Origin of the sequence: Pantoea sp. Fr-CA_6 (genome assembly GCF_024520895.1) — a bacterium.
Classification (GTDB): Bacteria; Pseudomonadota; Gammaproteobacteria; order Enterobacterales; family Enterobacteriaceae; genus Pantoea; species Pantoea agglomerans.
This window is the reverse complement of the sequence record NZ_JALNPO010000003.1, coordinates 70,289-82,571: the sequence shown is the minus strand read 5'-3', so window position 1 is coordinate 82,571 and position 12,283 is coordinate 70,289. Positions and strand designations below refer to the sequence as shown.

Sequence of the window (12,283 nt, the reverse complement as noted above, 5' to 3'; positions counted from 1 at the left end):
TTTAACGAAAAAAAACGTGCGTGATAACACAACTCCGGAACCGGAACGCTCTGAAAGCCGTTAGCAAAGTCACTATTTGCATTCTCATTAATCCACACAGCGAGTAAGCTTTATGAATCAAATCAATCAGCCGAAAGGACAGAACGGCGAACGTATAGGGGCAGGCGAGATGGCGGTTAAGATGATTGCGGTGGATATGGACGGCACCTTTCTGGACGACAATAAGCAGTACAACGTTCAGCGGTTTTCACGTCAGTATGCGCTGCTGAAGCAGAAGGGCATCCGTTTTGTGGTGGCCAGTGGTAATCAGTATTACCAGCTGCAGCGCTATTTTCCCGACATCAAAGATGAGATCGCTTTCGTGGCGGAAAATGGCGCATGGGTTTCTGACTGTAATGAAGAGATCTTCTGCGGAGAGTTAGCTCAGGAGAAAGTGCATAAGATCCTCGATATCCTGGCGCATGAACCTGACATCGCGGTCGTGGTCTGTGGACGCAACGGCGCCTATATGCATTCATCCACCTCTGATGAGGTGATGGCAATGCTTGCAAACCACTATCACCGGCTGGAAAAACGCGATGACCTCTATGCCATCGACGACACCATTTTCAAATTCTCGCTGAAGCTGGAGCACGAAGGGGTGGATGCACTGCTGCAAAGACTGCATTCCCGTCTGGGCGAGCTGGAAAACATCATGCATCCGGTATCCAGCGGTTTTGGCTTTATTGATCTCATTATTCCCGGCTGCCATAAGGCACACGGCATTGCGCTGCTGCAGGAAAAGTGGGGCATCAGCGATTGCGAAGTGCTGGCAATTGGTGACAGCGCCAATGATATTGAGATGCTGCGTCAGGCCTGCTTCAGTTTCTCAATGGCCAATGCCGCTGATTCGGTCGCTGCCGTGGCGCGCTATCAGACTCAGAGCAACAATGATGAAGGCGCGCTGAATGTCATTTCCCGCGTGCTGGCGCGCGAATTCCCGTTCGATTAAGCCTGCACTGCGTGAGAACTGGCGGCCTTCTATCCGCCACTCTCCTGATGGCTGCGCGCGTGATGTTCCATTTCATCCAGCGCAGCCTGATTCTCCAGTCCCCACTGATACATCTGCTCTATTGGCTGTGCGAAGGTATGCCCCAACGGCGTGAGGCTGTATTCCACTTTTGGTGGCACCACCTGCCAGACCTGACGCGACACCAGTCCGCGCTGCTCCAGCTCACGCAGCGTCTGAATCAGCATCTTCTTCGAAATACCCTGCAGGCTGCGCTCCAGTTCACCCGTGCGTGCCCGATTTTCCGGCCAGTGATAGAGCGCATGCAGCACCATCGTGCTCCACTTCACCGAAAAGAGTTCCAGCAGGCGGCGTGGCGGTGAATCCGCATAAAAGCAAAGTTTTCCTTCAACCCAGACCGGCATAGTGACTTCCCAGACATAATGGTAACCAAAAGGTAACTACTACCAAATGGGGTTCCGTGTGTCTATAGTGGGCCGCTTTCTTTACGACCACCAGGTGAAAAGAGGCAACAGATGAAAATTAACGCACTGATAGCGTCCCAGGCAGATCAGCCGCTGCGGGCAGGCCAGGTAGAGTTACGCGAGCTGCAGGCTGACGATGTGAAAATCGAAATTCTTTACTGCGGTGTCTGTCACTCCGATCTGCATATGGCCCGTAATGAATGGGGAGTCAGCCGCTATCCGCTGGTTCCCGGTCACGAAATTGTCGGACGCGTAGTGGCAGTGGGCGGCAACGTCACTAAATTTGCCGCCGGGGATACGGTTGGCGTGGGCGTGATGGTCGACTCGTGCGGTAAATGCCATTTCTGTCAGCAGCAGGAAGAGCAATATTGTGAGGCGGGTTTCACGCCGACCTACAACGGTACGGATAAATACACCGGCAATACGACATTTGGCGGCTATGCGCAGCATGTCATCGCCGACCAGCATTTTGTGGTCACGGTGCCCGACAATCTGGCACTGAATGCGGTGGCACCGCTGCTGTGCGCTGGCGTGACCGTCTGGTCACCGTTGCAGCATTTTAAAGTCAAAGCAGGCGATCGTGTGGGTGTGGTCGGGCTTGGGGGATTGGGCCATATGGCGGTTAAACTGGCCAGTGCACTGGGCGCAGAAGTCACCCTGTTTACGACTTCTCCGGCGAAAGGGGAAGATGCACGCCGGCTCGGCGCTAAGAACGTGGTGATCTCACGAGACGCCGCACAAATGGCTGACTGCCAGTCGTCACTGGATATCATTCTGGACTGTGTCGCTGCACCACACGACCTTGATCCTTATCTCGGTGCGCTGAAAACCAATGGTCAGCTGGTGCTGGTGGGCATACCCGATCAACCTCATCCATCACCGAATGTGACACCGATGGTGTTTCGTCGCCTGAGCATCACTGGCACCTCAATTGGCAGCATCCAGGAGACGCAGCAGATGCTCGACTTCTGTGGTCAGCACAACATCACGGCTGATGTTGAGATGATCACAGGTGAAGAGGTCGAAACTGCCTTTGAACGTATGCTGACCAGCGATGTGAAATATCGTTTTGTCATTGATATGCAGAAAACCCACTGGTGATGAATACGGCCCGCTGTGAAAGCGGGCCGTCTGACTTTTACACGGGCTGAACCCAAAGGATTAAGCCCTGCATATAGTTACAACATACTCAAATGTTTTAATATCAACCCACCTCATTGAACTCCGTGCAGCAGGGGTCTTGCAGCAAGATCGTTCTGATTAAACAAAAAAATACCCGGCTCATTGACCGGGTATCTCTTTTGCCGCTTACCAGGCGCAGTTAATCCTGCTCTTTATCCGCGTCACTCTTTTCCGCTTCTGCTTTCTCCACAGCATGGGTAAAAGGCTTAAGCAGCTGAATATCCAGAATCACATAAACCATGGTGCTGATAAACAGGGAGATGACACTGCCAAACACCCCGCTGGTGGTAAACGTCAGAAAGTTATAAATCACCAGCCAGGTCAGGCAGATAAACAGCGCGAGCGAAATGGAAAGATTGGGTACGGAGTAGTTGCTGGTACCACCGCCCTGGGTATGCGTCGCTTTAAACAGATTTCCGATGGAGTATTTCTCCAGTACCAGGATAGTCCTTTCCCAGTTACGCTGTTTACGCGCGCTGGCGCGGGTCAGGAACAGATAGAGAATAGAGATGAAGAAGCCGGAGAAGGCGATCAGCACCGGAATCGCTTCCAGCGCATATTCAATACTCTTATGAGGCGTGCCCGTGGTACTGAGATCAAGCGTCAGCGAGGCACCCAGCGCAGCATATAAAAAGAGAAACAGAATCAAAAAAGTCAGGCTACGTTTCCAGTCGCCATCGGCCTCTGCACCTTTTTGCTGGATGGCCAGCTGTAGCGATTGCTGAATCTGTTGTGCCTGTGGTGAGTCTGTTTCAACGGTGTGGCATGGCGCAGCAAAGAAGTTGTGCATAAACAGCTCATCTTCTTTGTGAATGGTGATTTTCATCAGAAACCTGTATTCGGGAAATTTTCTTTATTCTAATCAGCACAGCATGAATTAACAGTAACTTTGGCTTTATACCTTCAGCCCCGCACTGACTCAGCGGGATATCAGGTTTATCAGACTACTTAAAACTGAATCGTTTGCGAAATTCTGCTCAGCATTATCCTCTTCGTGACGCAGTTGCTGATAGCGCAGCAGGGCGGCATCGGCGTTATCGGCATGCACCACGTCCCACGCCATCTTATAGCCATCAGCCATTAACGCGTCCTGCTGATCCTGCCGCTCAGTGTTCACGGCTCTGACTGTTTGCTCTTTCTGAAACAGACGATAGTCTGGCATGGCTATTTCTCCCCAGGCTGGTCCAGCGCTTTAAACTGCTTAATGGCTTCATTGATATTGTTGGTATCGACGGTTGCAATACAGCGATCGCCGTTGAACACCTCATAGCGGGCGTTGTGCAGCTGAAACAGCAGATCCCTGCCACGGAAGTGTATACGTTTCTGTTTAACGCCAATCCCATGCCGCCGTAATAGTGCCTGTGACAGGCGATCGGTCTCTTTTATCATTCCTTCAGCTCCTCGGCAGTACGTGGTCACTGCCAGTAAACCTGATGAACATTAGTTTTATATTAAGAGATAACCCTATTTTTTACAGGGCTAAGCGCAGGTTTCAGAGAAATTACCGGGCTGCATGTGCTGACGGAATCAGCAGCTCACCGGATTAATGCCATTCCCTGCGTTAACGGACCGCAAATGCGGTACACTTGCCGGAATAACTCGCCACAGGACACGCCGCTATGAACGATAAAAAGATGATTTCCATTGATCAGTTCAACGCTGATGAACGACTGGCCGTCGAGCAAACCTATAAGGGCCTGGCCGAGAAGTACCGTCAACGAACCGGTAAAGAGCCTGATAGCAAAAAAGAGAAAGAATTCAATAGTGAAGCTCGTCAGATCATCATGACCAGCAAACTGGAGAAGGAGAGGGCGCAGGCTGAGAAGGAGAAGAAAAAACCGCTGCGTAAGAAAAAACCTTCTTCAATGACCGCCAGTGAAGTCAGCGATTTCAACTGGTCTGCCTCAGTGGTTAAAGGCCGCCGATAAAAAGCTTCCGCGCGTATTCATGGCGCGCGGTATCTTCTCACATTACTGCTAATGTCCCCTGACTGCCATCGTCCCCGGCACACAAGTCACAGCCTAACGAGATGCCTTTCGCGGCCCGCAATAAGAATATTCTGTAAATAGTTTACCTTAATTCATTAATTGCCGATAAACTGCCATAACCTGTTGCTGCTTCAGTCTGCATATGAATTACTACACTCCTGACGATATTCAGCTGAAGCGCCGATCGACGCGATTTGTGCGCCGCATGTTCATGATGCGCCAGCTCGGCACCTTTCTCTGTTTCCTGCCCATTCTGTCAGTATTGATGGAGCTGGGAAAAAGCCTGGAACTCTGCGCACTGCTATTTACTAATGCGTTTGTCTGGCCCTATGCCGCTTTCAGACTGGCATTGCGATCGCGCGATCCCACGGGTTTTGAACGTAAGAATCTGACGCTGGATGCCGCATTCGGCGGCTTCTGGGTGGCAACCATGGCGCTGAGTCCGCTTCCCTCGATTATTATCATGGCGGTACTGATCTCTGATCGTTACTCGGCGGGCGGTTGGGTTCAGCTGAAGTCTGCTCTGCAGGCCTTTCTGTTGACCTTTTTACTGGCCTGGTTAGCCGAAAAGGCGCCTTTGCAGCTGACCTTCTCTACCCGCACCGTCTGGCTGACTCTGCCGCTCGCCAGCGGCTATCTGCTGGCGCTCAGCGTGGTTTCACACAATCTGACCCTGAGTCTGCGAAAGAAGAATCAGGAGCTGGAACGCATTGCGCTGATGGATCCTGGTCTGAAAATACCTAACCGACGTCTGTTTGAGCGGCGGCTTGAAAGCGAGTTTTTACGTACCCAGCGAGGTGAGGGTAAAGCCTGGCTGATGCTGCTGGATGTCGATCACTTCAAACAGGTTAACGACACCTTCGGGCATGAAGCCGGCGACTTCCTGCTGGCAGAAATCTCGGCACTGCTGCGTGACAGCGTCGGCCTGAAAGATATACCTGCCCGCTTTGGCGGCGATGAGCTGTGTGTGATTGTGCGGGATGCGGATGAAACCAGCATCATGTTGCTGGCAGAGCAGATCAGACAGGGGATTGCCCTGCTGCGGCTGCCGGCTTCATCTACCTTTCAGTGCTCGGTGAGTATCGGGATTGCACCGGCATGCGATGCGGCGACAATTCATGAATGGCTGAGATGCGCCGATGAGGCGCTGTATCAGGTCAAGCGCGCCGGACGTAACGATGTGCAGGTGTGGCATTCCGGCACGCTGGAAACGCTGAGTGAAGTCAGGGGCAGTTAACAATGCAGCCTGAGACCCTGTCTCAGGCTGAGAGATTAAATCGCCGGGTAGTCGCCGGTTCCTTCAGGCCAGGGCGTGAGCAGATCAAAACCCTCATCGGTAACGGCGACGGTATGTTCCCATTGCGCCGAGAGCGAGCGATCTTTGGTGACCACCGTCCAGCCATCTGACAGCACGCTGGTTCCGGCTTTACCGGCATTAATCATCGGTTCGATAGTGAAAATCATGCCTGCTTTGAGTGGCATCCCTTCGCCCGGCGTGCCGTAGTGCAGCACCTGTGGATCGGTGTGGTAAATTTCGCCGACACCGTGACCGCAATATTCACGCACCACCGAGAAGCCAGCCGATTCAGCGACACGCTGGATAGCCGCGCCCACATCGCCCAGCGTCGCGCCAGGACGGACGGTTTTGATACCGGCGACCATCGACTGATAGGTGATCTCGACCAGACGTTTTGCACGGACTGACGGTGTGCCGACAAAGTACATCCGGCTGGTATCGCCATACCAGCCATCTTTAATGATCGCTACATCGATATTAACGATATCGCCATCCTTGAGTTTTTTGCTGGCCGGAATGCCGTGGCAGACCACATGATTAACCGACGTGCAGGTGGTACGGGTATAACCGTGGTAACCGATGTTTGCTGGCGTCACTTTAAGCTCATTCACAATAAAATCGTGACAGATATCATCCAGCTCTTCCGTGGTGATGCCGGGACGGACGTGAGGTGTAATCATCGCCAGCACCTGAGCCGCAGCCTGTCCGGCTGCCCGTGCCATTTCGATTTCCGCTGCGGTATGAATTTTAACGCTGTTCATGACACGTCTCCTTGTGTGGTGAGGCTCTCTTTAGAGAGCATATTGCGTATATCAGCGCTGCCTTCCAGTTCAAGCCGGATTAGCATCTGCGCCAGTTGATGTTGAGTCTGCTGCGGATAGAGTTCAGCCAGCATACCGAGTTTTAGCCAGTGTTCTGCCTGTGCATTAATTGAGCGGCTCATCGCCTGACTGGCGATGCGCAGATTCTCATGCATCAGATCGGAGATTTTTACGATACCCATGCAAGCCTTATATGAAACGTATATGTTTCGTATAGCTTAACGTTATCGGCGTGATTTGAAAAGAGGGGTGAGATTGTTGCGCGTCTGAAGCAGGGTACAGAATGATGACCAACGGCCACGCATTTCGATCGGAACAGAAAAATTTATAGATAATAGAGAGGTGTGTATGGCCAGGTAACAGTAGTGCAAGCTCCGCCGAAAAAGCACTGACACACTGGCTATTTGCTGAAAGGTTAGCTGATGACTGAGCAGATGAAATACTGGGTTGTTCTGGTGGCTGTGGATATTAAGTCAGTAGAATTAATGGTATAAAATATGGGCAAAGATCAGGGATGTAATCATGAAAAGAATAATTGCTTTGACTGCCGCATTGGCAGTTTCAGGATGCCATATGAGCACAAATCACATCCGACAAAAGGGAATTAAGACTCCCGACGCGTCAGAGATTAAAAGTCAGTGTGAATCTCAGACACCACAGCAAACTCAAGAGCGTGAAACTCAGCTTTGGCTCTGCCAGGCTGTTACAGCAATACAATATCGGTTTTTCGATGCAGATAATTATCGCGGTAAAACATGTGATGTAAGGATCAGGCAGCCGGAAGGCGAGCCTCCGGTAAGCATCAACGTTCAGGGCGGAGATCCAGCTCTGTGCGCTGCTGCAATTAAAGCAATCAAACAAGCTGCAGATGCCCACACTTTTCCAATGAGACCCGCCTTTATGAAGGATGAAATCCCGATACATTTTGCTCCGCAATAAGATTACATAGCTAAGGAAAGTGTTAAGCGTTGCACTTAAATGTCTAAACTCACAATCCCATAAGGCACCGTGCTGCTCTGAAGCTATGCCGTCAGATACCGGCTGCTAAAACTGTGCACCGCGATGCAGTTATCCGTTGTCAGCAACAGACAGCAAACTCTTACTCCGGTACAAGCTCCATTCAGCCCAGCAACTTTCAGGGTTGATATCGAAGTAACCGCGGCATTCAGCCATGGCGAGAGCAACATCACGCGGCACTTCGATAGTTGTGGCATTATCACGGATGCTACTGACTTCCTGCTCAGTAAGCGGGCTTCCTTTCTCATTCTCAATTCTCATCAGTAATGGGATGAGGGCAGGTATAAAAACTATGGTCATGAGTTATATCTCATATTATTAAAGGTTCGTGTCCCTACGAAGTCACTAAAATATGACCTCTCCGGGGTGCGGTAAGTGGCATTCTGTAAAATGTGTCTTCCTGAAAAATATCAATTCATCGTCGTTTCATCGCTACAAGGCTTGAAATCAATTAACACTGCCCAGGCATACAGGCAGGTTTGTATAGCCCGGCTGGCTTACCATAGATAAGGGTGAACATGTCGGTGCCATATTCTGGCTAACTGGCTGAGCCTGGGGCTGATTTGGATACTGGTTGTCATAGCTGTTCGTTGAGGGTTTTCTTGCGGCCTGACGGCCCTTCTCACGCACTTAGGATGACGTGTAGTTATGGGCCTGGTATGCGCCATAACCCGCCACGCCCGCAGTAGCATATCTGGCCGTTCGCTTGCTGCTGGAATATCTCTTCTTGATTCTGGGTGTCGTTGTTTGTGATGAGTAAGCTGAACTAAAACTATGGCTGTAGCTTCTATGCCCACCCCCACCACGATGGCCGCGCGCATCAGCTGTAAACGAGGCAGCCATCAGTGATGCCATAGCCAGACTTAAAATAATTCCCTTCATTACTGCTCCAGTTTATTCATATTCATTAATTATGTTCTCGTCAAAAATCACGATATCTTCAGCCAGAAGAACAATTTTTTTAGATTTATTTAACTCGTTCAACGCTGCGCTATCCTTATGGGAGGAGGTCCCCATGTGTGGACGGTTTGCGCAGTACAGCAGCAGAGACGATTACTTTGCATCCCTGGGGATGAAGCCCGATGAAATTATTTATGATCCGGAGCCGATAGACCGCTTTAACGTTGCTCCAGGCACCAAAGTGCTCTTGCTCAATGAGCGGGATAATGAACTGCACTTTGATCCGGTTTACTGGGGTTACGGTCCGGAGTGGTGGGACAAACAACCGCTTATCAATGCGCGTGGTGAAACCGCTGCGACGGGACGCATGTTCAAACCGCTGTGGGAGCATGGTCGCGCCATTGTTCCTGCCAATGGCTGGTATGAATGGAAGCGAGAGGGCGACAAAAAACAGCCTTACTTTATTTACCACAAAGAGAAAGAACCGCTGTTCTTCGCCGCTATCGGCAACGCTCCTTATGGTAAGGATCATGGGCATGAGGGTTTTGTTATCGTAACGGCAGCGAGCAATAAAGGCATGGTTGATATCCATGACCGACGCCCGCTGGTTTTAAGTGCGGATGCTGTACGCGAATGGCTCAGTGCCGAAACCACGTCAGAACGTGCTCAGGAAATTGCACATGAAGCCGCATTGCCGGAAAAGGACTTTACCTGGCATCCTGTTACAGCCAAAGTCGGCAACATCCACAATCAGGGTGAAGCGCTTATTAAAGAGATCAAGCCTGACTGAACAGACTGATGAGGTGAGAGATTTACATAGTTTCCCGCACCGTTTCCCGTTATAAAAACAGGATCACTCGTTTCTTAATCTGAGAGCGTTTATTTTGCAGCCAGACACTATGCGGTTGTTTCTTCGGCCAGTCACCCCATCAGATGCCGATGATCTTTACAGGATCTACGGCGACCCTGCGACGAATACGTTTAATCCCGCGGGCCCTCATCCGGATATCCATCATTCACGGGAGGTGCTATCGCGCTCTATCCGTCACTGGGAATTGAATGGCTTCGGCAGTTGGGCTATCTCGCTTCAGGATAATCCAGAAAGAATCATCGGTTTTGGGGGATTGAGCATCAGAAGCTTTGCCGATATCACGATCAATAATCTGGGATATCGTTTCTCTCCGGAATCCTGGGGGAAAGGACTGGCGACGGAATTTGCGAACTATGCAGTTAGTTATGGGTTCGAAGAGATAAAACTGGCTGAAATTTCTGCAGTCGTAAGAGCGAATCATCTGGCTTCACAAAAGGTTCTGATTAAGGCCGGACTCCGTCATACCCGGGATATTTATGATGTGGAAAATGCGCCCGCAAGCATGCTGTTTACCCTGAGTCAGGATGAATGGAATCAAAAACGGGGGTGAGGAGGATATATCCTGTCCTGTCAGTACCTATCGTTTCAGGTCAATCAGTGCGAGCTGTAGATGATGCGCTATAAAGTTCGCTTTCAGCGCGCTGTAGCGTTGAGCATCGTTGTTACAGAGTGATGCTGCTTCACGCTTTATCTCAGCATAGGTTGCTGCGATATCTCTGTTTTCTCTGAGGTAATCACGGAAAGCAAGGTGCCTTATTATCTGTTCGTCTCCAGCTGCAAACGCATGCACCTGATGGCTACGCCGTTCCCCACCCTTAATAAAATATCTGCGGCCTGAGATTCCGTTCTCACCACGAGGACACTTCTATTGTCAGTCATCTCAAATGACGCTGAAGAGTCTGTTAAATCCGTGGTGCCACAAGCGAAGCTGGAATAGTTTTATCCGCATTCAGGCGACAAGTTACGAGAATAACACTCACTGCCTTAATGGCATCCGTCAGGGATTTACCCTTTACTCAGCCCAGGAATCATCGCTTCTTACCCCTTTCATTACTGTAATTTCTTTCCCCGCTGCCGATAACAGATCCAGTACCAGCGAGCCATAGAAGCGGAACGTCGGTGATAACCTATTAATTCAAACATCGGGGTCTCCTATGTATCGGAACAAAAAAATAAAATTAAGCGTCATGCTCACTGCGGCATTCCTCACAGTCATCTTAACGGGCGTTTTTGTGACAGGATTTGCCGGGTTTAAACTCAATACGGCCAGCGATCAGCAGGAATTGACGCGCGCGCGGCTGGGCGATCTCCAGGCCCTGCAGACGCTAAAAGATAATTTAACTCAGCAAACTGTCCTTTTACTGTCCGTGGCTTCAGACACTCAGCCTCAGGCAGAGACCACTATAAAAACCCAGTTCTCTGCGTTGCAGACCAACAGTGATAATACCACCGCGCATTTTCGCGAACTGATCAACGGTGCCAAAAGCATTCCGGGGATCAATCTTGCTGAAGTAGAAGAGGCTTCCACGCAATTAAATAAAATCGAAGTGGCAGCGGGTCCGCTTCATCAGGCAGAGCAAAACCTGTTTATGCAGAACGCCACTACGTTCCCGGAAAAACTCCGTGGTGAACTGATCCCTGCGCTTTCGCACTACCGCAGTGCGGTAGATGGGATGGTTGATTATCAGGCGCGGGTAACGAGTAAAACGGCGGAAACGTCCACGCAGGCGCTCTCCGGTGTTTATATGACGCTGGCAGGCCTGACCACCCTGTTTGTTGTGATGGGATTTGTGATGAGTGGGCTGATTACCCGCTGGATCAAGACTCAGCTGGGTGGCGAACCTTCTCATGCGCAGGGCCTGGCCGCTGCGATTGCGGCGGGCGATCTGACGACAAAAGTGACCCTTCGTCAGGGGGATACCCTCAGCATGATGGCTTCTCTTGATAGCATGCAGAGCAATCTGCGCGACCTGGTCTCGCAGATTAAAGATTCTTCCGCTTTGGTCGCCATGGCGGCTGATGAAATTTCCCAGGGCAATACCGAACTCTCTTCCCGTACAGAGCAGCAGGCCGCCGCTTTGCAGGAAACCGCCGCCAGTATTGAACAGCTCACGGTTACAGTGAAAAGCAATGCAGCGGGCGCACAGCAGACTGCGGATTCGGCCCGTGAAACCGCTGCGCTGGCGCGTTCGGGTGAACACGATATGCAGCGCATGTCAGAGACGATGAATGATATTTCAAAAAGCGCGGTGAAAGTCCGGGATATCACATCCGTTATCGAAGGAATTGCATTTCAGACCAACATTCTGGCGCTTAACGCGGCAGTCGAAGCTGCGCGAGCGGGCGAACAGGGTCGAGGTTTCGCCGTCGTCGCGGGTGAAGTCAGGACGCTGGCGCAGCGCAGTGCAACGGCAGCCAGAGATATTAAACATCTGATAGAAGAGGCTGTGGCGCAGGTCGAAAGTGGTGTTGTCGTGGCAACCGGGACCGGCAAGAGCATTCTTGATATCAATGCGATGGTTGGAAAACTCGCCGTCGCGATGGATAACATCTCACTCGCCTCAGCTGAACAGATGCAGGGCATTTCACAGGTCAGCATCGCAGTGAACGAGATGGATGGCGTCACGCAGAATAACGCCGCGCTGGTTGAGGAGTCCTCTTCGGCATCACAGTCGCTTTCAGCCCAGGCACACGCTTTACGTGAAGCCGTGAATGCTTTTCGCATTTAAGCATT

The 12,283-nt window shown here is 51.1% G+C and carries 14 protein-coding genes and 1 pseudogene; 8 read left to right on the top strand and 7 right to left on the bottom strand.

Going from position 1 to position 12,283, the window contains the following annotated elements:
• The first annotated feature begins 169 nt into the window (after positions 1 to 169).
• Complete coding sequence (locus NR201_RS06385) at positions 170 to 991, top strand: Cof-type HAD-IIB family hydrolase (RefSeq protein ID WP_139016403.1); 822 nt, start codon at positions 170 to 172, stop codon at positions 989 to 991.
• Positions 992 to 1,020: 29 nt separating this feature from the next.
• Here the strand turns inward: NR201_RS06385 and NR201_RS06380 are convergent, their stop codons facing one another.
• Entirely contained in the window at positions 1,021 to 1,413 is a 393-nt protein-coding gene (locus NR201_RS06380) for a helix-turn-helix domain-containing protein (RefSeq protein WP_010246990.1), read from the bottom strand.
• A gap of 111 nt (positions 1,414 to 1,524) precedes the next feature.
• Here NR201_RS06380 and NR201_RS06375 point away from each other — a divergent pair, with 111 nt between their 5' ends.
• Positions 1,525 to 2,574, top strand: coding sequence for an NAD(P)-dependent alcohol dehydrogenase (locus tag NR201_RS06375; protein WP_033780325.1), 1,050 nt, complete (start codon positions 1,525 to 1,527; stop codon positions 2,572 to 2,574).
• Positions 2,575 to 2,794: 220 nt separating this feature from the next.
• Here the strand turns inward: NR201_RS06375 and NR201_RS06370 are convergent, their stop codons facing one another.
• The 3 genes from NR201_RS06370 to NR201_RS06360 all read right to left on the bottom strand — a co-directional run bounded on the left by NR201_RS06370 (position 2,795) and on the right by NR201_RS06360 (position 4,044).
• Positions 2,795 to 3,481, bottom strand: a complete 687-nt coding sequence (locus tag NR201_RS06370) for a hypothetical protein (RefSeq protein ID WP_256849520.1) — start codon at positions 3,479 to 3,481, stop codon at positions 2,795 to 2,797.
• A 93-nt stretch (positions 3,482 to 3,574) separates the two neighbouring features.
• Entirely contained in the window at positions 3,575 to 3,817 is a 243-nt protein-coding gene (locus NR201_RS06365; RefSeq protein WP_045140060.1) for a hypothetical protein, read from the bottom strand.
• A gap of 2 nt (positions 3,818 to 3,819) precedes the next feature.
• Positions 3,820 to 4,044, bottom strand: a complete 225-nt coding sequence (locus tag NR201_RS06360) for a hypothetical protein (RefSeq protein WP_010670434.1) — start codon at positions 4,042 to 4,044, stop codon at positions 3,820 to 3,822.
• A gap of 230 nt (positions 4,045 to 4,274) precedes the next feature.
• On the opposite strand from NR201_RS06360, the gene NR201_RS06355 reads away from it, so the two are divergent.
• Together NR201_RS06355 and NR201_RS06350 are read left to right on the top strand one after the other, a co-directional pair.
• Positions 4,275 to 4,583: a hypothetical protein gene (locus NR201_RS06355; protein WP_010247001.1), complete on the top strand. Its 309-nt coding sequence runs from the start codon at positions 4,275 to 4,277 to the stop codon at positions 4,581 to 4,583.
• Between the two features lie 202 nt (positions 4,584 to 4,785).
• Entirely contained in the window at positions 4,786 to 5,880 is a 1,095-nt protein-coding gene (locus tag NR201_RS06350; RefSeq protein WP_045140061.1) for a sensor domain-containing diguanylate cyclase, read from the top strand.
• Positions 5,881 to 5,915: 35 nt separating this feature from the next.
• Here NR201_RS06350 and map read toward each other — a convergent pair whose 3' ends face one another.
• On the bottom strand, positions 5,916 to 6,701 hold the full coding sequence (gene map / locus NR201_RS06345) for a type I methionyl aminopeptidase (RefSeq protein WP_010247003.1): 786 nt from the start codon (positions 6,699 to 6,701) through the stop codon (positions 5,916 to 5,918).
• Positions 6,698 to 6,943 (bottom strand): ParD-like family protein, encoded by a 246-nt coding sequence (locus NR201_RS06340; RefSeq protein ID WP_033780321.1) that lies wholly within the window; start codon positions 6,941 to 6,943, stop codon positions 6,698 to 6,700. Before NR201_RS06340 ends, map begins: the two co-directional genes overlap by 4 nt.
• Before the next feature lie 340 nt (positions 6,944 to 7,283).
• Between NR201_RS06340 and NR201_RS06335 the strand changes: the two genes are divergently transcribed.
• From NR201_RS06335 to NR201_RS06320, 3 genes are all read left to right on the top strand, one after another.
• Positions 7,284 to 7,700: a cell envelope integrity TolA C-terminal domain-containing protein gene (locus NR201_RS06335; protein ID WP_033743904.1), complete on the top strand. Its 417-nt coding sequence runs from the start codon at positions 7,284 to 7,286 to the stop codon at positions 7,698 to 7,700.
• Between the two features lie 1,093 nt (positions 7,701 to 8,793).
• On the top strand, positions 8,794 to 9,468 hold the full coding sequence (locus NR201_RS06325) for an SOS response-associated peptidase family protein (RefSeq protein ID WP_256849660.1): 675 nt from the start codon (positions 8,794 to 8,796) through the stop codon (positions 9,466 to 9,468).
• A gap of 109 nt (positions 9,469 to 9,577) precedes the next feature.
• Positions 9,578 to 10,099 (top strand): GNAT family N-acetyltransferase, encoded by a 522-nt coding sequence (locus NR201_RS06320; RefSeq protein ID WP_050679304.1) that lies wholly within the window; start codon positions 9,578 to 9,580, stop codon positions 10,097 to 10,099.
• Between the two features lie 27 nt (positions 10,100 to 10,126).
• Here the strand turns inward: NR201_RS06320 and NR201_RS06315 are convergent.
• Positions 10,127 to 10,405 (bottom strand): annotated as a pseudogene (locus tag NR201_RS06315) (GrpB family protein); the annotation flags it as partial.
• Between the two features lie 298 nt (positions 10,406 to 10,703).
• Between NR201_RS06315 and NR201_RS06310 the strand changes: the two are divergent.
• A complete protein-coding gene (locus tag NR201_RS06310) occupies positions 10,704 to 12,278 on the top strand; it encodes a methyl-accepting chemotaxis protein (RefSeq protein WP_245115009.1) in 1,575 nt (524 codons plus the stop codon).
• Positions 12,279 to 12,283 lie beyond the last annotated feature (5 nt).

Bases quoted from the DNA above. Each gene is read 5' to 3' on its own strand.
- NR201_RS06375 (WP_033780325.1), top strand. From the start codon at position 1,525: ATGAAAATTAACGCACTGATAGCGTCCCAGGCAGATCAGCCGCTGCGG.
- NR201_RS06385 (WP_139016403.1), top strand. From the start codon at position 170: ATGGCGGTTAAGATGATTGCGGTGGATATGGACGGCACCTTTCTGGAC.
- NR201_RS06335 (WP_033743904.1), top strand. From the start codon at position 7,284: ATGAAAAGAATAATTGCTTTGACTGCCGCATTGGCAGTTTCAGGATGC.
- NR201_RS06325 (WP_256849660.1), top strand. From the start codon at position 8,794: ATGTGTGGACGGTTTGCGCAGTACAGCAGCAGAGACGATTACTTTGCA.
- NR201_RS06310 (WP_245115009.1), top strand. From the start codon at position 10,704: ATGTATCGGAACAAAAAAATAAAATTAAGCGTCATGCTCACTGCGGCA.
- NR201_RS06340 (WP_033780321.1), bottom strand. From the start codon at position 6,943: ATGGGTATCGTAAAAATCTCCGATCTGATGCATGAGAATCTGCGCATC.
- NR201_RS06355 (WP_010247001.1), top strand. From the start codon at position 4,275: ATGAACGATAAAAAGATGATTTCCATTGATCAGTTCAACGCTGATGAA.
- NR201_RS06350 (WP_045140061.1), top strand. From the start codon at position 4,786: ATGAATTACTACACTCCTGACGATATTCAGCTGAAGCGCCGATCGACG.
- map (WP_010247003.1), bottom strand. From the start codon at position 6,701: ATGAACAGCGTTAAAATTCATACCGCAGCGGAAATCGAAATGGCACGG.
- NR201_RS06365 (WP_045140060.1), bottom strand. From the start codon at position 3,817: ATGCCAGACTATCGTCTGTTTCAGAAAGAGCAAACAGTCAGAGCCGTG.
- NR201_RS06370 (WP_256849520.1), bottom strand. From the start codon at position 3,481: ATGAAAATCACCATTCACAAAGAAGATGAGCTGTTTATGCACAACTTC.
- NR201_RS06320 (WP_050679304.1), top strand. From the start codon at position 9,578: ATGCGGTTGTTTCTTCGGCCAGTCACCCCATCAGATGCCGATGATCTT.
- NR201_RS06380 (WP_010246990.1), bottom strand. From the start codon at position 1,413: ATGCCGGTCTGGGTTGAAGGAAAACTTTGCTTTTATGCGGATTCACCG.
- NR201_RS06360 (WP_010670434.1), bottom strand. From the start codon at position 4,044: ATGATAAAAGAGACCGATCGCCTGTCACAGGCACTATTACGGCGGCAT.